The organism is uncultured Flavobacterium sp., assembly GCF_963974175.1.
Taxonomy (GTDB): Bacteria; Bacteroidota; Bacteroidia; order Flavobacteriales; family Flavobacteriaceae; genus Flavobacterium.
On sequence record NZ_CAXBBR010000006.1, the window covers coordinates 1 to 23,370 of the forward strand.

The 23,370-nt window shown below is 33.6% G+C and carries 26 protein-coding genes and 1 tRNA gene; 19 read left to right on the forward strand and 8 right to left on the reverse strand.

Annotation, left to right across the window (positions count from 1 at the left end; translation table 11 throughout):
* Window positions 1–383: 383 nt before the first annotated feature.
* A tRNA-Leu gene (locus AAC069_RS10785) sits at window positions 384–469 on the forward strand.
* Window positions 470–777: 308 nt separating this feature from the next.
* On the opposite strand, the gene AAC069_RS10790 is transcribed toward AAC069_RS10785, so the two are convergent.
* The 5 genes from AAC069_RS10790 to AAC069_RS10810 form a co-directional block, all read right to left on the reverse strand.
* On the reverse strand, window positions 778–2,037 hold the full coding sequence (locus AAC069_RS10790; RefSeq protein ID WP_339920477.1) for a DUF819 family protein: 1,260 nt from the start codon (window positions 2,035–2,037) through the stop codon (window positions 778–780).
* A complete protein-coding gene (locus AAC069_RS10795; protein ID WP_339920478.1) occupies window positions 2,037–3,392 on the reverse strand; it encodes a serine hydrolase in 1,356 nt (451 codons plus the stop codon). The genes AAC069_RS10790 and AAC069_RS10795 overlap by 1 nt, the downstream gene beginning before the upstream one ends.
* Window positions 3,385–4,425 (reverse strand): dipeptide epimerase, encoded by a 1,041-nt coding sequence (locus tag AAC069_RS10800; protein WP_339920479.1) that lies wholly within the window; start codon window positions 4,423–4,425, stop codon window positions 3,385–3,387. The genes AAC069_RS10795 and AAC069_RS10800 overlap by 8 nt, the downstream gene beginning before the upstream one ends.
* Window positions 4,426–4,662 carry a hypothetical protein gene (locus AAC069_RS10805; protein ID WP_339920481.1) on the reverse strand — a complete coding sequence of 79 codons (237 nt, stop codon included), beginning with the start codon at window positions 4,660–4,662 and terminating at the stop codon, window positions 4,426–4,428.
* A gap of 166 nt (window positions 4,663–4,828) precedes the next feature.
* Entirely contained in the window at window positions 4,829–5,329 is a 501-nt protein-coding gene (locus AAC069_RS10810) for a DUF456 domain-containing protein (protein WP_339920482.1), read from the reverse strand.
* A gap of 85 nt (window positions 5,330–5,414) precedes the next feature.
* Here AAC069_RS10810 and AAC069_RS10815 point away from each other — a divergent pair, with 85 nt between their 5' ends.
* From AAC069_RS10815 to AAC069_RS10825, 3 genes are read left to right on the forward strand one after another with little or no spacing between them, the layout of a single operon-like run.
* Window positions 5,415–5,744 carry a hypothetical protein gene (locus AAC069_RS10815; RefSeq protein WP_339920483.1) on the forward strand — a complete coding sequence of 110 codons (330 nt, stop codon included), beginning with the start codon at window positions 5,415–5,417 and terminating at the stop codon, window positions 5,742–5,744.
* A 45-nt stretch (window positions 5,745–5,789) separates the two neighbouring features.
* On the forward strand, window positions 5,790–6,266 hold the full coding sequence (locus AAC069_RS10820) for a hypothetical protein (protein WP_339920484.1): 477 nt from the start codon (window positions 5,790–5,792) through the stop codon (window positions 6,264–6,266).
* A gap of 3 nt (window positions 6,267–6,269) precedes the next feature.
* On the forward strand, window positions 6,270–6,983 hold the full coding sequence (locus tag AAC069_RS10825; RefSeq protein WP_339920485.1) for a DUF4184 family protein: 714 nt from the start codon (window positions 6,270–6,272) through the stop codon (window positions 6,981–6,983).
* 453 nt (window positions 6,984–7,436) lie between these two features.
* Here the strand turns inward: AAC069_RS10825 and AAC069_RS10830 are convergent, their stop codons facing one another.
* The 3 genes from AAC069_RS10830 to AAC069_RS10840 are packed head-to-tail and all read right to left on the reverse strand — an operon-like array spanning window position 7,437 to window position 9,761.
* A complete protein-coding gene (locus tag AAC069_RS10830; protein ID WP_339920486.1) occupies window positions 7,437–7,628 on the reverse strand; it encodes a hypothetical protein in 192 nt (63 codons plus the stop codon).
* 50 nt (window positions 7,629–7,678) lie between these two features.
* Window positions 7,679–8,779, reverse strand: coding sequence for a glycosyltransferase (locus AAC069_RS10835; RefSeq protein ID WP_339920487.1), 1,101 nt, complete (start codon window positions 8,777–8,779; stop codon window positions 7,679–7,681).
* A gap of 10 nt (window positions 8,780–8,789) precedes the next feature.
* Window positions 8,790–9,761 carry a hypothetical protein gene (locus AAC069_RS10840; RefSeq protein WP_339920488.1) on the reverse strand — a complete coding sequence of 324 codons (972 nt, stop codon included), beginning with the start codon at window positions 9,759–9,761 and terminating at the stop codon, window positions 8,790–8,792.
* A gap of 89 nt (window positions 9,762–9,850) precedes the next feature.
* On the opposite strand from AAC069_RS10840, the gene ruvC reads away from it, so the two are divergent.
* The 15 genes from ruvC (at window position 9,851) to AAC069_RS10915 (ending at window position 23,351) form a co-directional block, all read left to right on the forward strand.
* Window positions 9,851–10,405, forward strand: a complete 555-nt coding sequence (ruvC, locus tag AAC069_RS10845; protein ID WP_074724169.1) for a crossover junction endodeoxyribonuclease RuvC — start codon at window positions 9,851–9,853, stop codon at window positions 10,403–10,405.
* Window positions 10,402–11,535: a radical SAM family heme chaperone HemW gene (hemW, locus tag AAC069_RS10850; protein WP_339920489.1), complete on the forward strand. Its 1,134-nt coding sequence runs from the start codon at window positions 10,402–10,404 to the stop codon at window positions 11,533–11,535. The genes ruvC and hemW overlap by 4 nt, the downstream gene beginning before the upstream one ends.
* A gap of 89 nt (window positions 11,536–11,624) precedes the next feature.
* Window positions 11,625–12,392 carry a cyclase family protein gene (locus AAC069_RS10855; RefSeq protein WP_339920490.1) on the forward strand — a complete coding sequence of 256 codons (768 nt, stop codon included), beginning with the start codon at window positions 11,625–11,627 and terminating at the stop codon, window positions 12,390–12,392.
* A 2-nt stretch (window positions 12,393–12,394) separates the two neighbouring features.
* Complete coding sequence (locus AAC069_RS10860; RefSeq protein WP_339920491.1) at window positions 12,395–12,796, forward strand: GNAT family N-acetyltransferase; 402 nt, start codon at window positions 12,395–12,397, stop codon at window positions 12,794–12,796.
* Window positions 12,797–12,815: 19 nt separating this feature from the next.
* Window positions 12,816–13,181, forward strand: a complete 366-nt coding sequence (locus AAC069_RS10865) for an MmcQ/YjbR family DNA-binding protein (RefSeq protein WP_339920492.1) — start codon at window positions 12,816–12,818, stop codon at window positions 13,179–13,181.
* 118 nt (window positions 13,182–13,299) lie between these two features.
* Window positions 13,300–13,713 (forward strand): response regulator, encoded by a 414-nt coding sequence (locus AAC069_RS10870; protein ID WP_339920493.1) that lies wholly within the window; start codon window positions 13,300–13,302, stop codon window positions 13,711–13,713.
* Window positions 13,714–13,718: 5 nt separating this feature from the next.
* Window positions 13,719–14,261, forward strand: a complete 543-nt coding sequence (locus tag AAC069_RS10875) for a heme NO-binding domain-containing protein (protein WP_339920494.1) — start codon at window positions 13,719–13,721, stop codon at window positions 14,259–14,261.
* A 4-nt stretch (window positions 14,262–14,265) separates the two neighbouring features.
* Window positions 14,266–16,563, forward strand: coding sequence for a PAS domain-containing protein (locus AAC069_RS10880; protein ID WP_339920495.1), 2,298 nt, complete (start codon window positions 14,266–14,268; stop codon window positions 16,561–16,563).
* A 2-nt stretch (window positions 16,564–16,565) separates the two neighbouring features.
* Window positions 16,566–17,699 (forward strand): FIST N-terminal domain-containing protein, encoded by a 1,134-nt coding sequence (locus tag AAC069_RS10885; protein ID WP_339920496.1) that lies wholly within the window; start codon window positions 16,566–16,568, stop codon window positions 17,697–17,699.
* Window positions 17,699–18,736 (forward strand): ATP-binding protein, encoded by a 1,038-nt coding sequence (locus AAC069_RS10890; RefSeq protein ID WP_339920497.1) that lies wholly within the window; start codon window positions 17,699–17,701, stop codon window positions 18,734–18,736. Before AAC069_RS10885 ends, AAC069_RS10890 begins: the two co-directional genes overlap by 1 nt.
* Window positions 18,723–19,040: an Hpt domain-containing protein gene (locus AAC069_RS10895; protein ID WP_091089205.1), complete on the forward strand. Its 318-nt coding sequence runs from the start codon at window positions 18,723–18,725 to the stop codon at window positions 19,038–19,040. Before AAC069_RS10890 ends, AAC069_RS10895 begins: the two co-directional genes overlap by 14 nt.
* A gap of 13 nt (window positions 19,041–19,053) precedes the next feature.
* Complete coding sequence (locus tag AAC069_RS10900) at window positions 19,054–19,761, forward strand: LytTR family DNA-binding domain-containing protein (protein ID WP_339920498.1); 708 nt, start codon at window positions 19,054–19,056, stop codon at window positions 19,759–19,761.
* A 107-nt stretch (window positions 19,762–19,868) separates the two neighbouring features.
* Window positions 19,869–20,216 carry a hypothetical protein gene (locus tag AAC069_RS10905; protein WP_339920499.1) on the forward strand — a complete coding sequence of 116 codons (348 nt, stop codon included), beginning with the start codon at window positions 19,869–19,871 and terminating at the stop codon, window positions 20,214–20,216.
* 867 nt (window positions 20,217–21,083) lie between these two features.
* Window positions 21,084–21,794 carry a PH domain-containing protein gene (locus tag AAC069_RS10910; RefSeq protein WP_339920500.1) on the forward strand — a complete coding sequence of 237 codons (711 nt, stop codon included), beginning with the start codon at window positions 21,084–21,086 and terminating at the stop codon, window positions 21,792–21,794.
* Between the two features lie 264 nt (window positions 21,795–22,058).
* Complete coding sequence (locus AAC069_RS10915) at window positions 22,059–23,351, forward strand: aminopeptidase P family protein (protein ID WP_339920501.1); 1,293 nt, start codon at window positions 22,059–22,061, stop codon at window positions 23,349–23,351.
* Window positions 23,352–23,370 lie beyond the last annotated feature (19 nt).

The following is a 23,370-nucleotide window of genomic DNA, read 5'->3' on the forward strand; positions in this document are numbered from 1 at the left end:
TATGTGGGAGAGTATGTCGTCGCCTTTCTTTGAAAACCCCGTTCTAACGAACGGGTTTTTTTGTTTTAACGTGATTACACAACGAAGCAGCCGTTAGAGGGTCAGTATTCATCCATTTGAATAAGGATTTTGGGGTAACAATAAAAGTTAGGTATTATGCAAATAATTATTTAGTTAAGATAAAGAGAAAGTATCCTACTTGATGTGGAACCGGAGTGGAAGGAGTAAGTAAGATTAAACATAGTAAATTATTTGATTTTTTTTAATAGTACTTTGCGAAAGTGAATTATTATACTACCTTCGCCTAGATAGTATTCCAATGGATCGATAGTCCATTTGTCCGTGGCTTTTAGAAGCTTCGGCATATGTAGGTGCTACAGCATGCTCGGATGGTGAAATTGGTAGACACGCTGGACTTAAAATCCAGTGAACAGCAATGTTCGTGCGGGTTCAAGTCCCGCTCTGAGTACAAAGAAACTTCATTAGGTGTATGCTTAATGGAGTTTTTTTATAAAATAGATTTGTTAAAACCCTATTCATGTAGTTGAATAGGGTTTTTTGTTGTAGAAAAGTTCGTTTTGCGTGAGGGTTAGTAGCGGCATCCTTTTACAAAGTGATAGCTGAGTAAAAGATATAGCGTATAGCCCGACCCCTTAGGGTCACGCCCAAATTATAAGGCCGTTTTAAAGGGTCGTTAATCTGACAGCACTTTGTTGTTGGTTAATGAGATGTATGGCTTAGAGTTCTTTAAATCATCACTGTTTAATATAACGTTAGCTAGGTAATGATTAGAAATATTTGGTGCAGTAGTAAACCGCAAACGTAGGCTCCGTAGGTTCCGACGGCATAGCCCAAAACAGCTAGTAATACTCCAACGGGAGCTAAAAACGGACTAAATGCGGCGGCAACGATGGGCGCAGAAGCCGCTCCGCCAATATTAGCTTGGCTTCCTACTGCCACATAAAAGAAAGGGGCTTTAATAATTTTAGCTACAATGATCATCACAATGATATGGGTAGTAATCCAAATAATTCCGACTAAGAATAACAAAGGATTATCAAAAATTGCTCCTAGATTCATATGTGTTCCTATGGTTGCAACTAGTATGTATAAGAATACGGTTCCCACTTTTGAAGCACCATAACTTTCTATTTTTCGAACTTTGGTAAACGATAATAAAACTCCTGCTGTAGTTGTGATAATTACCAACCAGAAAAATTCATTTGTAAACGAGTATTTCTCTAATTCTGGATAGTTTTCTTTAAAAAATGGAGCTAAAATATCGGCTAAAAAGTGTCCTAAACCCGTTAGGCCAAAAGCAACCATAAGAACTATCATTAAGTTATTGGTCGTAAGTGGTTGTCTTTTTCCTGCTTGCTCTTCTTCCAGTTTTTTCTCTAATTCGGCTATTGGTGCATTATCTGCTTTTAACCATTTGTCAATTTTATCTGATTTTTGAGCGCCGTACAGCAAAAACCCCATCCATAAGTTAGCTACCAGAACATCTACCGCAATCATTTGAGCAAACATGCTTTTACTTGCGCCAAATACTTCTAGCATGGCGGTTTGATTTGCACCACCACCAATCCAACTTCCCGCAATAGTTGATAGTCCTTTCCAAACTTCTTCTCCGTTTGATAAAGCTACTTCAGGAAAGATGCTACCCACAATATATAAGGCCAAAGGACCGCCTAATATAATACCTAAAGTCCCTGCCAAGAACATAATGATAGCTTTGCTTCCCAGTTTTTTCAATGCAACAAAATTGATGCTTAAGGTTAGTAAAACCAAACTGGCTGGTAATAAATAACGTGAGGCGATGGTGTATAGACTGGAATTCTCTCCTGATATAATATTGAAGGTGTTGAAAAGTGCAGGTATGAAGTAGCACAACAATACCGAAGGGACTATGCTATAGAATTTCTTGAAAAAAGGTTTCTCACTCGAAGAAGTGATAAATATTAAACCTAGTATTGTCATAAGAATACCTAGAACAACAGCATCGTTAGTTATTAGGGCAGTTGGATTTTCTATCATTATTTATTGGTTTGTATGGTTTTGATTAGCAAATCTAACATTTCACTTTTATTTGTAGCACCTATTTTTACATAGTCTTTTTGAAGCGACGTTAAAGCTGGTAAATCCCAGTTGCTATTTTTATGATCTTTATACCATTTTGGTATTTTTTCAAATGATAATTTACAGGCATCTATTTTAAATAGTTCGCTTCCTTTTGCTTTTGGGAAATTTAACTTTTGTCCATTTAGAAAATCATTAACAGCCGCTCTTATTTCTTTAATGTAAGCTGTGTTATAGGTGTTATTTAAAATAATGACAAGATCTTTCGTTTGAATGGAACGTCTAATATAAGTTAAGTTTCCTGCCCAACTTCCTGTATGTGATACAATTTTGCCTTTTATACTATCGTTTGTAATGTGCCAACCATAACCATAATCGGAGGTGTCTTTAGTAGGCGGATTTTTGCTAAATGCTAATTCCTTTGAAACAGCATTAAAGATAGAATCATCATATAAAAACTGATCCCATTTTATTAAATCGTCTATACTTGACGATAGTCGTCCTGATCCTAGACGGCCACTCAAAAAGCGATAATAGGCATTGTTTGGTAATGATTCTGGAATAACATTTTTGCATTCAGCTAAACTAAACATGTAACCAGGGGCATAGTTCTCTTTATCCCAAATACTGTCTCTGCCCATAAAAAAAGTGCTTTTCATTTGCATAGGTTCAAATACTTTTTTGGTTAAATACTTTTCTAAAGTTACTCCACCGCTTGCGCCACTTACAATTTCAGCAAGAAGCACATATCCAGTATTAGAATAATGGTATTTTTCTCCTGCGACACTTATAATTGCAGGTTTTTTCGTCTTGAAATAATTTAGAATGTCTTTGTTGTAGGCAATAACTTCAGTATTCCAATTTTCTTTAAAATAGTCTTCATAATCAGCCAAACCAGCGGTATGAGAAAGTAATTGTGAAATAGTCACATCTTTATAAGGAAAATCATCACCAAGATATTTAGTAGCAAAATCAGTTACCTTTAATTTGTTTTCTTGTTGTAGCAAAAGAATTGCTGTTGATGTGAACTGTTTAGAAACTGAAGCGATCTCCATAGCAGTAGTAGTCAAAAACGGGTTTTGCTTTTTTAAATTAGCTATTCCGTACCCTTTTTTGAAGATTAATTTGCCATTTCGTTTTACCGCTACTGCTCCGTTAAACATTTTTGCAGCGTATAATTTTGAGAAATAATTATCTAATGTATCATTTTGTACTTCAGTAGTTGTTTTTAAATTTGTTTTCTTTTGCGCATCACAGCTGGTAATCGATAGCGCTAAAAATAAAATGATAGCAGTTTGGTAGATCTTATACATAAGTTTCAATTTTGTTCCAATCGGGATTTATAAGGCCGATTCCGTTAGTATCATTAAGATGGATAGATCCATTTATTACTTGGTGTCCTTGAAATGGATCATTAGTCACGCCTAAATTCCCATCTAAATCTACCCAGTCAGCCATGGCACCTAAATGAGCTGCAGCAGCAATAGCACAAGATGTTTCAGACATGCAACCGATCATTATTTTAAGATTCATTGATTTGGCTAAATTTGCCATAGCAAAAGCTTCGTGTAACCCCGTTGATTTCATCAGTTTGATATTGATACCATGATAAAAATTACTGGCGGTTTTCACCTCTTCTAATCGTTGAATTCCTTCGTCTCCAATCAATGGTAAAGGACTTCGGGCCACTAGCCACTCCATGTCGTTGAATGCTTTTTTGGGCATTGGCTGTTCGATAAAAACAGCACCTTCATCCTTTAACCATGCAATTTTATCAAGGGCTTCTTCTTTATTAATCCAACCTTGATTAGCGTCTATAAACAATGGTTTGTGAGAAACGCTTCGTACTGCTTTTATAATTTCAGCATCGTTATCCCCACCAAGTTTAATTTTAAGGTAATGATAATCAGCAGCTTCGTCTACTCTTTGTCTAATAATTTCAGCACTGTCAATCCCAATAGTTTTACTCGTTTTAAGTTCCTTTCTTGGTAAATTGAAATATTCATACAAAGGAATGTTTTTCATTTTACCTATAAGATCATGAAGAGCAATATCGACCGCTGCCTTAATGGCTGGATTTCCTGCGGCATGTTGATCTAATGATTTTAAGATCGCTTCAATTTCTAATGGTGAGGAGAAGGGACTAAAATCAAATGTTTTTATAAAACGTTGTGCACTGGCTATACTTTCTCCATATAAGGGAGGCATTGAAGCCTCTCCATACCCTACAAACCGATCGTATTTTAGTTTTATCAATAGAACAGGAGTATTTGTTCTAGATCCACCAGCAATTCTAAAAACGTGTTTTTTATTTAATATATAAGGTTTAATTTCTATCGAAATCATTTAATATCCAGTGTTTTGAGGTTTGATATTTGGATTTGGATTTAATTCTTTCAATGGAATTGGAGAACTAAATTGGTCATAAGTATAGCTTGTTCTCAAACTTTTTTTAGACTGTATGACTGTTAAATCTGTCTTATTAGGGTTGAAATCGAACAAGAGGCATGCTTCAATAGCCGAGTTCTGACCGTGATTCAATTGGTGAATAAAAGAAGAGGTATTTATAATATCTTTATTCAACGGCTATATTATATAGTGAATGATTACTTTTTCTTTAGAATATCTTATAGAAAAGTTAAATGCCAAAGTTATTTATAAATTTTATAATCGAGTCATTAAATTTTAAAGAAATGAAAATCGTTTTCTTTTTTTGTTTTTCAATGTCTTAATTTTGGGTAGTAAAGGCTTAAAACAATCCTTCTTTGTGACGCCAAACCAGACTAATATACAGACCGAAAAACAACAGGCAAACTAAAAACTGCATAAAAGTAGAAGCTAAAAAACCAATAATTGATCCAGTAGCTGCTCTAAAAGCGCGTTTTTTATTTTTCGAATCATAAATTAGCTCACCTATTAAAGCGCCTAAAAATGGACCTATTAGGAATCCAAATGGGATAGGAGCAATAATACCCAGAACTAATCCGATATTTGTTCCCCAAATCCCATGTTTACTTCCGCCAAAGTGCTTAGTTCCCTTAGCAGGAATGATATAATCCAAGTAAGAGATAACTAATGTAAGTACTAAAGTAATACCAAGGATCCAATAGTTTACAGGAACAGTATTGGTGAAATACAGTAAAACCAGTCCGAGCCAACTAATTCCAGGACCAGGTAAAACGGGAAGTATGCTGCCTAGAACTCCAATTAGCATGCAACAAAAACTGAGGATTAAGAGGAAGGTATCCATAAAATTTTATTTTTGTATTTTTGAAAAAATAAATCGTACAGTTATTCATCAAATGAATATGAGAAATTTAGTTTCAATCTTTTTTATGTTAATTTTTTTTAATGCGGCTTTCGCCCAAGATAAGGTTGATGCAGATTTAAAAGATAAAATATATAAAGAGAACAGAGCAAAAGTATTGAATTTTTCGATGAAAGATTTTGACCGCCTCTTTTTTGAGTTTTCAGATAAAAAGGCAATGACAAATTTAATTCTAACAAAGGAAGAATTTTATAAATACACGATTCAAATCGCTGCTTTTTCTGATCGACTTGGGGTTTTGTATCCAGATCAGAAAGAAATGGCTGAAGCAAGTAAAAAGAAATGGTTTGCTGAAAGCTATGAAGATTATTTGTTTTCGAAACAATCTCAAAGATAATAATTGTATTTTTATAGAATATTACTCCAATTCAAAAACAAAACATTGAAGCACTATTACTTTATTTTAGTATTCTTACTTTTTAATTCCTGTCAATATTTCGAAAAGCAAGTGCCTTCGGAAAAGGAATTATTGCAAAAAGAGCTAAAAGCAATCAATTGGAAAGAAGTAGATGAGTATCCATCTTTTGTTGATTGTGACAATTTAGATAATAAATCAAAGCGTGAATTATGTTTTTTTGAGTATTTAACTGAATTAATACAGCAAAAATTGAGTAGTGATACGCTTTCAATTTTATACCCTGAATTAGATACGATCGAGGTTAAGGTGACTATTTTTCCTAATGCAAAAATGAAGTTTGAGCCACAATTCCCTAGAGATTCAGTTGCTTATGATACCATTAAAATTGACAGTATTTTACATGCGAGATTGGTTGATTTTCCAAAAGTTAACCCAGCGATTAAACGTGGAATTCCTGTAAAGACGCAATTTATACTTCCAGTGATTCTTAAAGTAGAGTAGACAATGCCATTTACTTTTTCACATCCCGCCATCATTTTGCCATTTTTGAAAAACAAAAATATGTCGACAACAGCCTTGATTGTAGGTTCGATGTCGCCAGATTTTGAATATTTTTTCCGAATGAAAATGCAAAGCGAAATCAGTCATACTTTTTCAGGAATTTTTCTGATAGATTTTCCTTTGGGCTTTATCGTTATTTTTGCCTTCCATGAAATAATTAAACGGCCTTTAATTAATAATTTACCTGCTTTTTTTCAAAAGAGAATGCAGGTACTAAAGGAATCGAATTGGTTGGGTTATTTTAAAAATAATATTCTGATTGTTTTAGGGTCTTTCTTTTTAGGAACAATATCCCATATTTTTTGGGATTCCATGACGCATTGGGATGGTTATATAGTGGAAAGAATAGCTTTTTTTAATGAAGTGTTTTTTTGTGTTCCTGTTTATAAAATGGCGCAACATCTTAGTTCTATTATTGGTTTGATCTTAATTTTTCTCTATTTGTACAATCAGCCGTATAACGAGCAGAATGTTAAAGAAGTTAATTTAAAATATTGGTGGACTACATTTGGTTTTAGCACTGTTGTTTTTGGGATAAGATTTTCGTTTGGAGTACCTTTGTCAGAAATAGGAAGTGTAATTGTAAGTATCCTTTTTTCTATAATGATTGGTATCACTGTTGCAGGAATTATTTTTAGAGAAAAAAAGATTATTTAGAAAAGTGTCGGCCTTTCCATTCGTATTTTCCGACTAATGAATATAGGGCTAAAACAGTACTGAAAAATGGATAGAGTAGACTGCCCAATATAAAGTAGTGGGTTTAAATATCGGAATAGCATCGACTGCAGATTTGAGCAGGGATAAAATGATTGCAAATTCAATTGGCATCAGTCCGAATATCCAGAATCCTTGACCCTGGATTGGTTGATTTTTTAAAGGTGAATCCAGTAATCAAAATGCGGATTACCGTAAAAACATAATCTATTCTAGCTGTTATTTTAAAAGTGTAGTAGCAATTTTATGAGCTCAGTCGCATCTTAGTTATAAGCTATTTCCCGCTATGCGTTACAATCTTTTTATTCGCCGAAAAGACAGATAAAAGGGATTTTTATTTCTATCAGGGCTAGGGTTCTGTGATTAGAATTAACTTTTCGATTATAGATCGATTAATTACTTCTTATTGTTTTTAAGTGTCTTGTTCTTGTAGTAAATAGCAAGTATGAACAGTGCCATGCTTGATGCTAAGCCCACATATTTTAATGTCTGCTCTTCCTTAAGAGTTGTTATTGAAATTATTAAAAAAAGTAATCCAATTGCAATTAATCCAGTTCCTTTTTTCTTTTTTAAATTATCGTTTTCCATTTTTTCTAATTTTAATTATTCATTGTATAAGTATGAAAAAATTAAAAATGTTACACTTTAAATTTTCTACCTTTCCATTCGTATTTACCAAACAGGGAATAGATAGCCACGCAAACGCTAAAAAAAGGATAGAGTAGACTGCCCAATATAAAGTATTGGTTTTTTTGTCCAAGAAAAGTATTGGTTTTAAATATCAAAACTGCGTCGACTGCAAATTTGAGCAGAGAATAAATGATTGTAAATTCAGTTGGCATGAGCCCAAATATCCAGAACCCGACAGCTATTATCCAACATAAGTTTCCCATTAAAACAACAACACCCAGAAATTTTCCGAAACTACTTTGATAAGAAGTCGTTTTGGAAGCCCAGCGAACCCTTTGATGAAATAGGGGCTTCCAGTTATTCAATGGTTTGGTAGTAATTATGTTATTTTTGGATTTTAAATAGTGGACTTGTTTAGGGAATCTTGCATTTGCTTTCTGTAATAAAAAGACATCATCTCCACTGGCGATTTTATCATTACCATTAAAACCATTCAGTTCTTCAAATAATAATTTCGTGTATGCTAAGTTGGCGCCATTACACATAAAACCTTTTCCTATTCCAAAACTACCAATAGTGGCTCCTTGCAAGCTTGCCAAGTCCAGTTGCTGGAATTGGTGTAGGAACGAATTACTACAATCATAGGTTACCGCTCCTGCAATCATGCTGACTTCGTGATTCTGGATGTAATTGTCCAATGTCAATAACCAGTTTTCTGGAACCACACAATCAGCATCAGTGGTGATGATCCAATCGCTTTTTACGAATTGCATCGCGGATACAATGGCGTCCTTCTTTGGGGAGCTTGAAACTCGAATATTATTTAGGATCGAAACTTTAAACTTTAAACTTTGAACTTTAAACTTTTCTTTTGATTCATCATCAACCAAAATAACTTCAAACAGATCATTGGGGTAATTCAACTTAGAAAAACTGTCTAAAAGCAAGGGTAAGTTATCTGCCTCATTCCGGAAAGGAACTACAATAGTAAATTTGTTTATTGGCGCTAAGTTATTAAAATCAAAGGAATTAATTTTTGTAAAACCATATATGAGCCACACAATAGTAATGCAGTAAATAATTAAAGTAATTATTAAAGTAGGTACCATAAATATTTTTTTAGGTTTCGTCTCCCGCTACTTTGGCGAGGGTTGGGGTGATGATTTTAAAATTCAGTACATAATAACTTCCTATAATAGCCGGTAGAACTACATTTAGAAACCACATTAAGGTCGAAATAAAAACGACAATCCATTCGTTTACGCCTAAGATTCCAAAGAAAAAGAGGGCCACACTCCCTTTTACGGCAAAGTCTAAAACCTGAAAAGTAGGTAAGAATGATGCTAAGAAATAAACGCAAGTTACCGCAGAAATCAATGTTAAATAGGGTAGATCGACATCAAAAGAGAGAAACAAAAAGTAGTACTGATGCGAAAAAACTAGATATCTAAAAATGCCTAAAAAGATATTTTTTTGTTGGGTTCGTTTTGGAATCTCATTGATTTTACGAATTAGTTTTTCAATAGAATATCCTTTGATTGTTATTTTCTTTATCGAAAATAATACAATGAAAGTAAGGATTAAAACGCCAAACAGGATCGCGACTTTTTTTGTTGCAATTACATTATAGTGAGTGCTAAAATACAGTAAGCCAAATGTTCCAAAGATTGCGGTTAGTATCATTTGGATTCCGTTGCTAATCAAGTTTAAAAAAACTACTTTTTTAGTTTCTGATTTGTCAAAGAATATGGCTTTTCCTGCATATTCACCTACTCCATTAGGTGTGAAAATCCCAGCTGTTAGTGCTGCTAGAGCTTGTTTAGTTGCTTCAGCTACAGAAATGGGTTTGAGATAGGAGACTAAGTTGTGCCATTTTAAAATTTCTAAATACCTATTGAGTACACTCAATAATAAAATAAAAGCGATACCTGTAACGGATTGATTTTTCTTGAATAAAACCAGAAACTGAGCCCAATCGAGTTTGTCGTTATTTGCCAGCTGATTGTAAATAAAGTAAAAGGCGCATCCTACAATCAAAAGTTTGATTAGAAGTACTAGGAATTGCTTAGTTTTGTGAGGAATCGAAATCATTGAGGCAAAGAAAAGAAAAGTATTGTGAAAATACTACTTCGCAAAGGTTTGCGAGACTCTGTGTAATAAAAAAACGTATCAAAATATAAATGGCAAACGAACGCATCATATTAGGAATTGATCCAGGAACCACTATAATGGGTTTTGGTTTGATACGAGTGATCAATAAAAAAATGGAATTTATTCAGTTAAACGAATTGCAGTTGAATAAAATGGACGACCATTATATGAAATTGAAACGAATTTTTGAACGTACTATTGAGTTGATTGATACCCATCATCCAGATGAGATTGCGATTGAAGCACCTTTCTTTGGGAAAAATGTGCAATCGATGTTGAAGTTGGGACGCGCGCAAGGTGTGGCTATGGCAGCAGGACTTTCAAGAGATATCCCTATTACGGAATACGAACCCAAGAAAATTAAAATGGCGATTACCGGAAACGGAAATGCTAGTAAGGAGCAAGTAGCTAAGATGCTGCAGCAACTTTTAGGATTGAAAGAATTACCTAAAAACCTAGATAGTACTGATGGACTGGCAGCTGCTGTTTGTCATTTTTTCAATTCTGGGAAAGTGGTTGGAACGAAAAGTTATACGGGTTGGGATGCTTTTGTAAAACAGAATGAAGAACGAGTTAAGAAATGAGCGGCATCTACATACATATCCCTTTTTGCAAGCAAGCCTGTCACTACTGTGACTTTCATTTTTCGACTTCGATGAATAAGAAAGATGAGATGGTTTTGGCTTTGGCCAAAGAAATCCAAATGCGCAAAACCGAATTTGAAAACGATATAATAGAGACTATTTATTTTGGAGGAGGAACGCCTTCGGTTTTAAGTTATGACGAGATTAACTTTCTGATAGATTCGGTTTATGAAAATTATGAGGTGGGGGAAAACCCAGAAATCACACTCGAAGCCAATCCTGATGATTTGTCAAGTGAACGAATCTTAGAACTTTCGAAAAGTAAAATTAATAGATTAAGCATCGGAATTCAGTCTTTTTTTGAAGATGATTTAAGGATGATGAATCGCGCGCATAATTCAGAGGAAGCGCAAAAATGTTTGCAAGAAGCGACTCGCTATTTAGATAATATTTCGATTGATTTGATCTATGGAGTTCCGGGAATGAGCAATGAAAAGTGGAAGCAAAATATAGAGAAAGCGCTGTCTTTTGGGGTACCGCACATTTCAAGTTATGCTCTAACGGTAGAACCTAAAACGGCTATGAATAAAATGATTCAAACCGGAAAAATGGAAGCTCCCAAAGATGAAGTGGCTCAGGAACATTTTATGATTTTAGTTGAAACCCTGGAAGAGAAAGGGTTTATTCATTATGAATTATCAAATTTTGGTAAAGAAGATTATTTTTCAAAAAATAATTCTGCTTATTGGTTGGGGAAAAAATACTTGGGCATTGGCCCTTCGGCACATAGTTATGACGGTGTATCTCGAAGTTGGAATATTGCTAACAATCCTTTGTATTTAAAAGCAATTCAGGATGATAAATTACCAAATGAAATCGAAACTTTATCAGAAGCCGACCGTTATAACGAATATGTTATGACAGGTTTAAGAACCATTTGGGGCGTTTCATTGGATAGAATTAAAAGAGAATTTGGACAGACGTATATAGATTATTTGATGAAGCAAGCTCAGAAATTCTTGAATGATGAATTGGTTTTTATTGAAAATAACATTTTGAGACCAACAAAAAAAGGAAAGTTTCTGACAGATGGCATAGCGTCTGATCTATTTTTGGTAAATTTGGAATAATATAAACACTAAGCACAAAAAGGAAGCAGCATGCTCACAAAGCTTTGTGGACTTAGTTTAATCTTAGCGCCCTTTGTGGTTAAATATTTATGATTGCAACAATAGAGAATTTTCAAGTAGACTTATCAAAACCCATTGATATTTCAATTCCTTTATCTAATACAGATGCGAACCCAATTGCCTGGTATATTGAAAAACCGGTTATTGAACCCGTTCGTTTTGGGGAATGGATTGGGAAGGTGTCTGAAGGGATGTCGTCTACAAATTTTAATAACATTACTTTCAATCCGCATGGACATGGAACCCACACGGAATGTTTGGGTCATATCACACGTGAATTTTATAGTGTTAATCAATCCTTGAAACATTTTTTTTTCATTACTGAACTAGTTTCTATAGAGCTAGATGACCAGGAAGGAGATTTTATCGTTACTAAAGACGCTCTTGTTAGTGCTTTAGAGGGGAAATCACCGGAAGCAATTGTTATCAGGACGTTGCCAAACGACAGTGATAAATTATCCCGAAAATACTCTCATACGGACCCTCCTTTCTTGGCTGAAGATGCAGCTTTGTTTCTTCGCGAAAGCGGAATCAAACACTTACTAATTGACTTGCCAAGTGTAGATAAAGAAAAGGATGAAGGAAAACTTTTGGCACACAAAGCATTTTGGAATGTGACTGATGTTAAGAATTTGAATCCAGAAGCTCGACTAGATGCTACTATTACTGAAATGATTTATGTTGCAGACGATGTTGCAGATGGAAGTTATTTGCTGAACTTGCAGATCGCCTCTTTTGAAAACGATGCGAGTCCGAGTAAGCCCGTTTTATATGCCATTGTAAATAATAGAGTTTAGCTATGATAAGCGTTTCTACCGATAAAAATAAATTAGATATTCCTTTTATTCAGCATTTTCTAAAAGACATTTATTGGGCAGCTGGACGTACGATGGAGGAGGTGCAAACTTCGATTGATCATTCCTTTTGTTTTGGGATTTATCTTGATGAAAAACAAATTGGCTTTGCCAGAGTGATAACGGATTATGTAGTTTTTGCTTACGTGATGGATGTGTTTATTACTGAAGAACATCGTGGTAAAGGATATTCTTCCATTTTAGTTGATGCAATGATGAAGGAAGTACAATTAAAAAAAGTTAAAATATGGAGATTAGCAACTGCTGATGCACATTTTTTATACGAGAAATTCGGATTTAGACTTTTAGCAAAACCGGAAAGAATGATGGAAAAAATAAGTAAATAATTGTTTAACGGCACTTTACATGAACCTAGGAACGTATTACGAATATTGCCTTGCAAAAAAAGGAGTGACAGAACATTTTCCTTTTGATCAAGACACATTGGTTTTTAAAGTAGGGGGCAAAATGTTTGCCTTGTCTTCTTTGAAGAAATGGGAATTAGGAGAGTCAGCTGTTAATTTAAAATGCGACCCAGATCGTGCGCAGGAATTACGTGCGCAATATGAGGGGATTAGGCCAGGTTTTCATATGAGTAAAACACATTGGAATACTGTTGCTATAAATCAAGACGTTTCAGATATAGATGTTAAAGAATTAATAGATCATTCGTATGAACTGATTTTCAAAAGTTTAACAAAGAAAATCCAACAAGATATCGGGAATTCTTAATGTTATTCGTCGACACTTTTCGTCGATTGGACTATAGTAATAGATTAATTATCGAATAAGTAATTGTTTTTATTATATTCGGAATATATTTATATGTAAAAATTATATTCGAAAAAACATGAGTAAGGCGCTAAATATATTGTTAATTGAAGACGACGAAATTGAAGTGATGAAGTTTAATAGGGTTTTAAGTACCTTAAAATTAAGTCATAAAGTTGTTGAAGCCAATAATGGAGAGGAAGCAATCGAAATATTAAAAGTGAAAGAAATTGTTCCGGATATTATCGTTTTAGATTTAAATATGCCAAAGATTAACGGAATTGAATTTTTGAGAATCTTAAAGGCTGACGATTATTTGAAATATATTCCAGCAATTATTTTAACTACTTCAAGTAATCATAAAGATGTTTTAGAATGTTATAGAATAGGAATTGCAGGTTATGTGATCAAACCTTTGAAATACGCTGATTACGTAGATAGAATTACGAAGCTGATTGAGTATTGGAGTTCAAATGAATTAATTACCAACTAAAAAGTATGTACGGAATTGTTAATAAATCAATAGAGGACTTAGTTGTTACTAACTTTGGTAGAGAAAAATGGGAAGCTATTCACGAAAGGAGTGGTGTGGATGTTGATTTTTTTTTAAGCAATGAGGTCTACGATGATGAGGTAACCTTCAAAATAGCAATAGCTGTTTCTGAGGAAATGAATATGACATTAAGTGAGGTTTTGATTGCCTTTGGTGAATGGTGGGTAGTTAAAACGACCAGAGAAAAATATCCTGGATTAATGGAGTCTGGAGGGAATAATTTACGAGATTTTTTGATAAATTTACCGAACTTCCATAACCGAGTAATGCTAATTTACCCTAAACTTACTCCGCCTGAATTTAAAGTAAGTGATATTTCGTCAAAAGGGTTGCATTTGCATTATTTCTCAAAAAGGGAGGGGCTTCAAGATTTTGTTAGAGGTATTATTCAAGGATTAGGGATTGTTTATGAAACCCCTGTTGTACTTGACTTAATTCAATCTAGAAATGAGGGGAGTTCACACGAAATATTCAAAGTAAATTGGTAGACAGATGAGTGGATTAGGATTGTATTTTAATGAAGATAGCTTTAATAGATTATTTCCATTTTATTTGCAGTTAGGTGCAGATTTCCAGGTTTTGAATTTTGGAAAAAGCCTTGCTAAAGTTTGTCCAGACCTTCAAAAAGAAAATTTATTTACAGGTTTTTTTGAAATAGTGAGACCTCACTTAAAAGCCGTTTCCTTTCAAGAAATTATTAAAAATAGCGACCAGTATATTTTGCTCAAGTATTCCAAAACTGATCTCTTGTTAAGAGGCCAGTTTGAACAAATGGGAGATACATTATTATTTGTTGGCTCACCCTGGTTCACCTCGATGAGTGAAGTAATTGATAGGAAATTGACCTTCGACGATTTCGCTCATCACGATGCTTTATTAGATTTACTACATGTTCTCAATAATGCAGAGAATACTTCAAATGAATTAAAGGAGTTGTTACTTACAATTAATACTCAAAAAAATCAGCTTAAAAAAGATAAAGAGGAACTCAATAGACTTTCTTATGTCGCTAGTGCTAATAAAAATGGTGTCGTTTTTACAAAACTAGACGGAAGTATTTTTTGGTGCAATGATGCTTTTTTAGCAGTAACGGGTTACTCTAAATCAGAAATCATAGGAAAAACTCCAATTGAACTTGGGAGAACGACCAACACGGATAAGAAGGAAATTAAAAAAATGGTCGATGCTTTTTATTCGGGTAACGCTTTTGAAGTGGATTTAGTACATGCGAGAAAAAATGGCGATTCTTTTTGGTCACGAGTTAAGGGGCAGCCCATTGCCGACTCCAAAGGGAATACCATACAATATTTTGCTATTCTTGAAGACATCTCACTTAAAAAGAGATATGATGAAAGTTTAGAAATTGAAAAAGAAAAATACAGAGGGATTATCGCTAATATGAATTTAGGTTTATTAGAGGTGGATCTTAACGGCATGATTCTCATGGCGAATCAAAGTTTCCTAGACATGAGTGGTTATGATACTGAGGAATTAATAGGAAATAAAGCAAGTGGATTGTTTTTAACCCAAGAGGGTAAAAAAATACTTGAGTCAAAAGATAAGTTGCGATCTGAAGGTGTCATTGACTCTTATGAAGTGAATGTCATAGACAAAAGCAATGAAGATAAAACGTGGCTCATCAGTGGAGCGCCTAATTATGATATTCAGGGTAACTTAATAGGCTCAATAGGAATTCATTTAGATATTACTGATCAAAAAGAACAAGAGCAACAGCTCTATCTCCTTTCTTTAATAGCGGAAAAAAATATTAATGCCGTAATTATATCTGATGCCACTGGTAGAATTGAATGGGCTAATCCCAGTTTCCTGAAAATGTCAGGTTACACGGAGCAGGAAATTTTAGGTAAAAAACCTGGGGATTTACTTCAAGGACCAGGTTCTAATAAGGAAACAGTGGCCTACATGAGCTCACAAATTGCGAAAGGCTTGCCGTTTAACTGTGAGATTGTCAATTACTCTAAAAATAAAGAAAAGTATTGGGTGCGAATTCAAGGTCAGGCCTTGTATGATAAAAATGGAGTCGTCATTAAATTTTTTGCTATTGAGGAGGATATCACGGCTCAAAAAGCACTTGAGAAGCAAAAAGAAAATTTACTAATAGATTTAGCAAAAACCAACAAAGAATTAGAAGATTATGCACAAATTGTTTCGCATGATTTAAAATCACCTTTGCGAAGTATCAACTCTTTGATATCTTGGATTAAGGAAGAGAATGAAGGAGGTTTTGAAGAGCAAACAATGAAATATTTTTCTTTAATGGAGCATAAGGTCGAAAAAATGGACCATTTGATTGAAGGGATTTTAACCTATTCTAAAATTGATAAAGAAGCATCTAGAGGTGAGAAAGTGAATACCAATGATATAATAAAAAGTATTATTGATATGATTCATGTTCCAGAACATATAAAAGTTACAATCAGTAACCCGCTACCCGTCATAAAAGCAGATCGCTTTAGAATTCAGCAGTTATTCCAAAACTTAATTGGAAATGCAGTAAATTATATAGACAAAGAAAAAGGATTGGTTGAAATAGCCTGTGAGGAATTTGCGTCTCATTATGTATTCTCAGTAGCAGATAATGGAGTGGGAATGCCAAAAGAAATTCATGATAAAATTTTTGAAACGTTTAAAGCCTATACTACTAGTAAACATTCTACAGGATTAGGATTGTCTATCGTGAAAAAAATAGTTCTCTTTTATAAGGGCGAAATTTGGCTGGACAGTGAAGAAGGAAAAGGAACAACTTTCTATGTGAAACTAAAAAAATAACTATGAAAATTATTCAAGCTTATAAAGATGCCAATAAAGAATGGGAATATTTTCAAGAAAAAGCAACCCTGAAGAATCCTTTAGTTTTAGTTTTTGGTAATCGATATTTATTAGAAAACCCGGAAATTATTAAAGATATCAGGAACGAATTTCCTTATGAAGATATTGTGTTTGGATCTACTGCGGGAGAAATAATTTGTTGTAATGTAAATGATAAGTCTATTTCCGTCACTGCCATCGAATTTGAAAAATCAAGTTTTGTCGTAGAGCGTGAAAATATAGTAGACTACGGTAAAAACGCTAAGGATTTAGGAGAGAAACTGTATAATAAAATACCTAAAGAGAATTTAAAACATTTATTTGTCCTGTCAGAGGGGAGTTTTGTAAATGGAAGTTCCTTGATAAACGGTTTAGAAAACAATATTGATTCGGGAGTTTCAATTACTGGAGGAATGTGTGGCGATGATGCCCGTTTTGAAAAAACACTTGCCTCTTATAAAGAAGACCCTAAAGAAGGAGAAGTAATCTTGATTGGTTTTTATGGAGATAGCTTAGATATTTCTTATTCTAGTTTTGGTGGTTGGATTCCTTTTGGGCCAGAACGAGTTATAACTAAAGCAGAAGGTAATATTTTATACGAAATTGACGGCCAACCCGCTTTGGATTTGTATAAAAAATATTTAGGAGAAAAGTCGAATGAATTGCCGCAAGCATCACTTTTGTACCCATTGAATGTTACTCCTGATGGCAAAAAGGAGCCTGTGGTGCGGACTATTTTGAATATTAATAATGATGATCAATCGATGATTTTGGAGGGAGATGCACCTGTGAATTCTAAAGTGCAATTAATGATGGCCTCGGTGGACGGAATTGCACAAGGAGCTCACACTGCTGCAAAAATTGCCATGACTACTAGAAGTAGTAAGCCTGAATTGGCTCTTTTGGTGAGCTGTATTGGCCGTAAATTAGTAATGAATCAACGAGTAGAAGAAGAAGTAGAGCAGGTGCGGGAGGTTATAGGAGAACGTGTTCCTATGGCAGGTTTTTATTCGTATGGAGAAATGGCACCATTTAATGGGAGCACTTCCTGTGAATTACATAATCAAACGATGACATTAACCCTAATTAGCGAATAATGCATTCATTATTAAAAAGACAGATAGAGAAGAAATTGAAAGGCGGTTTGAATGATTTGGATGTTTTTTTGGACGTCGTAAACGAGTCTTATGGCAACTATGAAAGTCAAATTGAGATGCTTCAACGTGCAATGAAATTAAGCTCTGATGAATTATTTGAAGCTAACCAAAGATTACGAGACGAAGCAGAGAGTTTGAAAGATGTTAATAAAAATTTGCAGTCTATATTGGAATCTATGAGTTTAGATTCAGAATTAACTTCAAAAAACGAGAGTTTTGATTCGTCAGAATATATCAAACAACAATCAATTGAAATTGTTAAAATTAACAAGCAGCGTGAAGAACTGTTAGTTAACTTAGAGAAGCAAAATGTAGCACTGAATGAATATGCACACATGGTTTCGCATGATCTTAAAGCACCATTAAGGAGTATTAACACTCTGATCAACTGGTTTATAGAGGACAATGAAGGAATGATGAATGAGGACCAGCTGAAATCTCTAAATTTAATTCTTTCTAATGTTGAGAAGATGGATTTATTAATCAAAGGGATTTTGAACTATTCTTCAGTAGAAAGCCAGCCAAGTGACGATAGATTAATTGATTTGAATATACTGATGCAGGATATTTTAAATACTATTGTAGTACCTAGTCACGTAGAGATTACTGTAAAAAACAAATTACCTAAAATTGTTGGGAATGATTTTAGATTCAAACAATTGTTTCAAAATTTAATTGAAAATGCAATTAAATACAATGATAAAGAGAAAGTAATAATCGAAATAGGCTGCTCAGAAAATCAAAGCGAAATTGCTTTTGATATCAAAGACAATGGTATAGGGATTCCCAAAGTATATCATAGTAAAATTTTCGACGTTTTTTCTAAGCTCAAAAATGATGGAAAATCTTCAGGCATTGGCCTTTCGATAGTGAAAAAAATCATAGAATTCTATAAAGGGAAAATCTGGCTTGAAAGTCAAGAGCAGGTTGGAACTACTTTTTATTTCATAATACCCAAAGAGAATGGAAACACCTAATTTAAATTACATTAATGAATTGTCAGGCGGCAATGAAGAATTCAAAATCAAGATTATTGGTATACTGAAAAGAGAACTTCCAGTTGAGGTCGAAGTTTATCAAAATGAAGTCGATAAAGCTAATTTTTTACAAGCTGCACAGGCAGTTCATAAATTAAAGCATAAAGTTTCTATCCTAGGTCTCGAAAAAAGTTATTATATTGCTTCAGATTATGAAGATAATTTGAAAGATAACTCAGTAGCCCTAAAAAATGATTTTGAAGCAATTCTAAAGGCTATGCAAGAGTTTGTTATACAATTGTAAAAAAAAGCTTTAAATGAATTGCATTATTATAGACGATGAAGAGATGGCAAGAGCCATTATGATGCAATTCATAGCCAATTATACGGATATAGAAGTTCTAGCTGATTTTTCTAATGCAATTGAAGCGATAAAATATTTAAATCAAAACGAAGTTGATTTGATTTTTTTAGATATTCACATGACTAATTTTACCGGTTTTGATTTTATCCAAACTATTAAAAACCCTCCTCATATCATTTTAGTAACCTCTGACAGGAATTTTGCTATTGAAGCATTTGAATATGAGTGTATTGTAGATTATTTAGTAAAACCCATCACTGAAGATCGTTTCCTAAAAGCAATTCAAAAAGCAGTTTCTTTGAAACCAAATACTCCTATAAAAAAAATTAAACCAAAGAAAGAGGACAACGCGAATGAATTTTATGTCAATATTGATCGCAGGTTAATAAAAATCGAAATGGCCTTGGTAAATATCGTGGAGGCGAGGGGTGATTATATTCATATTAAAACAGAAGGCAAAAATTATGTCGTTCATTCCACCCTCAAGAAAATAGAGGAAAAATTACCTAAGGATTTATTTTTAAAAGTACATCGCTCTTTCATTATTAATACTAATAAGATTATTGATATTGAGGACAATAGCGTCTTAATCGCTAAAGATGTAATTCCAGTAAGCCGCGGAAACAGACCGGAATTGATGAGAAGATTGAATTTGTTATAATTATAAGTTAAAACTTATAATAGTTAATAAAAACTGTATTTAGTCGATTAAAGCTGTCGTTTTGCCTAAATTATTGCTACTTTAGTAATGTGTTTAAAAACGATAAGATGGAGCTAAAATTACCAATTACAGATTCTACAATTACAGATTCTGTCGTAGATGAAATTACAGGTTGTTATTTAGTGGCTGCGCGATGGACTATGATAAATGATAAGAATGTTACTTTTGTAAGAAATAAAACCTTAGGGTACTGTTATAATTTAAAATGGGCAGGGCCATTGAGTAAATTTGATGCGGATATAGCCTGTCAAAATAGTAAAGCAACTTTTGTTATAAGTCATTCATTGTTAAAGCCATTTTTAGTTAATTTAAATGATGAGCTCAGTTTGCCAAATTCGATTGAAGTTCGTAAACTTATTGGACTGGATAATGAAGAATTACAATTAGCCAATTAAAAATTGTGAAAAAATCTAAACATATAAATTAACTGCTTTTATCGCTCTAAAATAGCCATTGGTCGAAGGGAAATTGAATCTCACCGAAAAGTTCTCATTACTTATTACACTTGCAAGTATATTTGAACAGCGAAACAAAATGAAACAACTCTGTTTCCAAAAAAACAAGAGTACTATTAATCTTTGAATTTTATATCGGTTTAACTGTTGTGAATTTAGATATAGTAAAACAAATTTATTGATATCTTAAGTTTAGTTAATAAAAAAGACTGCTACCACGAGCAGTTTTTTTTTTGTTATGAATATAGAGTTATAATTAGAAAAGTGCTTGTTGTATTTAAATGAAAATTCAATTAATAATAGCCTTGATGCTTTGGCCTCTAAAGTGTTGAAAATGATAATTAAAAAGACGTTTTAATTAGAACTTAATAATACGCTATGTGGAGCAAAAATAATGAGTAAGGATGTCGTTGAGAAAACGTTTCAAACAAAATTTTTGACCTAATGGCTTTTTGATGTTAAGAATTTTATGCGAATGAAAAAAATATTTGGGGATGAAGAAACTAAAAAATTAGTTTGTGAACAACCATTAAAAAGATGGATTCATGCGGATAGGTCTAAATTGTCATTTAAAGATTCATTAAAAATTGTTTTTCAAATAGGCCATATTGCAGTTCATTACAGATAAATAGTTTTTATATATCTATCAATTTTAGGAGAGATTACGTTTTAAAAGCGTAATCTTTTTTTTGTATAAGTTAAAAAATAAAAACAGGCTTGTCTATATATAGTAATTTGGTATTACTTTTGTACAAGAAAAAAAAGAAGTTGCTGCATAAAGCTCAGAATAATAAAGTTCAGTACAACATGAGAGAACAAATCAAGAAATTTTTAAACGAGGAACAAGATCCTAAAGCTATTGAAAAAATCACTTCAAAGCTGAATGATCTATTGATGAAGAATGAAGAAATTGGGTATATAGCGGTTCAGAAGAAACCGGCACTTACCGTTTTTCCAGACAGTATTGTTCTGACTAATAAACGTATTATAATCTGTCAGCCTAAAAACCTAGGGCTTTCAATGGATTTTACAGATTATACCTGGGATCAAATTGAAGGGACTTTTGTTAAAGAGAATATCTTAGGTTCAGAGTTTTCTTTTTCGACGAAGACAGATATGGCGGTTTCCATCGATTATATTCCGAAAATTCAAGCAAGAAAAATTTTTACTTACGCTAAAGAACAGTTGGATGTTTTAAAAACCGGAGCGGTTTCAAATGCCACGGTTATGGAAGAAGTTTCAGTTGATGCAACTGATGAATTTGAGGTCATTGAAGAAATGGAAACAGAGGAAGTAACTAGTTTTATGGAGATAATGCCTAGTACTCCACCACCTTTACCTATTAAGAGCAACGATTTTGAAGCTCATTCTGAAACTGCAAAAGAAAATGGTTTTGCTGGATTATCTCAAGATGAGTTGTTTGAAAAACTACAGAATTATAAAAAATTATTAGATAACGGTTTAATCCTTCAAGGAGAATATGATGCGTATAAAAAAGAGATTCTAAGTTTTATGTAATTCAGTTTGTACACAAAGTAAAAAGGTCAAGTGATAATTTTATCACTTGACCTTTTTTAATATTATAAAGTTCTCTGCTGCTTTTTTATAAAGGTTGTTGCATATTTTTATACTTTTATTGCGTGGGGTATTTAATCTCATTTTGAGATAATATATTCAATGCCTTTAGTTTTCCTAATGATTAATAGACAGTATGATCCAGAGTTAAATAGATCTCTGAACGATCACTTTCTGTTTTAATCAAAATCTTTCAATTATAAAAATATGCGATATAAAACGATTCCTTCTTCCTTATTTGTTGCAAACAGAAAACGGTTTGCCGAAAAAATGAGTGGTAATAGCATTGCTATTCTGTCTTCTAATGATGTTATGCCTAATAATGCAGATGATGTAATGGGTTTTGCCCAAAACAACGACTTATTTTATTTGTCAGGAATCGATCAAGATGAAACCGTTTTGGTTCTTTGCCCAGATGCTTTCAAAGAAGAAAACAGGGCGATTTTGTTTGTAAAGGAGGTAAATGAGCAAAGCAAAATATGGGATGGTGATTTCTTGACAAAAGAAGAAGTTTCTACTATTTCGGGAGTAAAAAATGTGAAGTGGACGCATGAGATGGAGAAAACCTTACAGCTTTTTGCCTTTGAAGCCGACACTTTTTATTTGGGACATAATGAGCATGTAAAAAGGGTTACTTCAGAAATCGCAACAAGGCAGGATCGCTTGATTCACTGGTGTAAAGAGAAGTACCCATTGCATCAGTACGATAGAGTAGCCAAGATTACAAGGGAACTTCGTCCTATAAAATCAGAAGAGGAAATAACTCTTATCAAAGAGGCTGTAGCTATAAGTATAAAAGGGTTTGAAGGTGTCTTAAAAGCAATTAAACCCAATGTAAAAGAGTATGAGTTAGAGGCTGAATTGACATATCAAGTAGTAAAAAACGGAGCAACGCGTCATGCCTTTAAACCTATTGTGGCTTCGGGTAAAAATGCCTGTGCTTTGCATTATAATTCTAATGATGCGTTTTGTAAAGATGGAGACATGGTTTTAGTTGATTTTGGAGTTTGTTACGCGAATTACAATTCTGACACGACTAGATGTATTCCGGTAAACGGTACTTTTTCCCCTCGTCAGCGCGAAGTGTATGAGTCGGTTTTGCATTGCTTGAAAGAAGGATCAAAGCTATTAAAGCCTGGAGTTTTGTCTGTTAATTATGAAAAGCAAATGGCTGAGTTGGTTGAAAAAGAGTTGGTGAAGTTAGAGTTAATTACTGAAGATGAAATAGCAAATCAAAATCCAGACACGCCGGTTTACAAAAAGTATTTCATGCATGGCACGGCGCATCATCTGGGGTTAGATGTGCATGATGTGGGTCTGTATTCTCGTGTCTTCGAAAAAGGAATGGTACTTACTTGCGAACCAGGAATTTATATTCCTGAGGAAGGAATTGGTTGTCGTTTAGAAAATGATTATTTGATCACTGACGATGGAAATATCAATCTTTCGGAAGCTATGCCAATTGAGATTGATGACATTGAAGAACGAATTAGAAAATAGATTAAAAGATTATTTCTTT

Coding starts and splice junctions, on each gene's coding strand:
- AAC069_RS10830 (WP_339920486.1), bottom strand. CDS start 7,628: ATGGAAAACGATAATTTAAAAAAGAAAAAAGGAACTGGATTAATTGCA.
- AAC069_RS10910 (WP_339920500.1), top strand. CDS start 21,084: ATGAGAGAACAAATCAAGAAATTTTTAAACGAGGAACAAGATCCTAAA.
- AAC069_RS10860 (WP_339920491.1), top strand. CDS start 12,395: ATGATAAGCGTTTCTACCGATAAAAATAAATTAGATATTCCTTTTATT.
- AAC069_RS10835 (WP_339920487.1), bottom strand. CDS start 8,779: ATGGTACCTACTTTAATAATTACTTTAATTATTTACTGCATTACTATT.
- AAC069_RS10855 (WP_339920490.1), top strand. CDS start 11,625: ATGATTGCAACAATAGAGAATTTTCAAGTAGACTTATCAAAACCCATT.
- AAC069_RS10815 (WP_339920483.1), top strand. CDS start 5,415: ATGTTAATTTTTTTTAATGCGGCTTTCGCCCAAGATAAGGTTGATGCA.
- AAC069_RS10825 (WP_339920485.1), top strand. CDS start 6,270: ATGCCATTTACTTTTTCACATCCCGCCATCATTTTGCCATTTTTGAAA.
- AAC069_RS10890 (WP_339920497.1), top strand. CDS start 17,699: ATGCATTCATTATTAAAAAGACAGATAGAGAAGAAATTGAAAGGCGGT.
- AAC069_RS10875 (WP_339920494.1), top strand. CDS start 13,719: ATGTACGGAATTGTTAATAAATCAATAGAGGACTTAGTTGTTACTAAC.
- AAC069_RS10795 (WP_339920478.1), bottom strand. CDS start 3,392: ATGTATAAGATCTACCAAACTGCTATCATTTTATTTTTAGCGCTATCG.
- AAC069_RS10870 (WP_339920493.1), top strand. CDS start 13,300: ATGAGTAAGGCGCTAAATATATTGTTAATTGAAGACGACGAAATTGAA.
- AAC069_RS10895 (WP_091089205.1), top strand. CDS start 18,723: ATGGAAACACCTAATTTAAATTACATTAATGAATTGTCAGGCGGCAAT.
- ruvC (WP_074724169.1), top strand. CDS start 9,851: ATGGCAAACGAACGCATCATATTAGGAATTGATCCAGGAACCACTATA.
- AAC069_RS10865 (WP_339920492.1), top strand. CDS start 12,816: ATGAACCTAGGAACGTATTACGAATATTGCCTTGCAAAAAAAGGAGTG.
- AAC069_RS10840 (WP_339920488.1), bottom strand. CDS start 9,761: ATGATTTCGATTCCTCACAAAACTAAGCAATTCCTAGTACTTCTAATC.
- AAC069_RS10790 (WP_339920477.1), bottom strand. CDS start 2,037: ATGATAGAAAATCCAACTGCCCTAATAACTAACGATGCTGTTGTTCTA.
- AAC069_RS10900 (WP_339920498.1), top strand. CDS start 19,054: ATGAATTGCATTATTATAGACGATGAAGAGATGGCAAGAGCCATTATG.
- AAC069_RS10885 (WP_339920496.1), top strand. CDS start 16,566: ATGAAAATTATTCAAGCTTATAAAGATGCCAATAAAGAATGGGAATAT.
- hemW (WP_339920489.1), top strand. CDS start 10,402: ATGAGCGGCATCTACATACATATCCCTTTTTGCAAGCAAGCCTGTCAC.
- AAC069_RS10800 (WP_339920479.1), bottom strand. CDS start 4,425: ATGATTTCGATAGAAATTAAACCTTATATATTAAATAAAAAACACGTT.
- AAC069_RS10915 (WP_339920501.1), top strand. CDS start 22,059: ATGCGATATAAAACGATTCCTTCTTCCTTATTTGTTGCAAACAGAAAA.
- AAC069_RS10905 (WP_339920499.1), top strand. CDS start 19,869: ATGGAGCTAAAATTACCAATTACAGATTCTACAATTACAGATTCTGTC.
- AAC069_RS10880 (WP_339920495.1), top strand. CDS start 14,266: ATGAGTGGATTAGGATTGTATTTTAATGAAGATAGCTTTAATAGATTA.
- AAC069_RS10810 (WP_339920482.1), bottom strand. CDS start 5,329: ATGGATACCTTCCTCTTAATCCTCAGTTTTTGTTGCATGCTAATTGGA.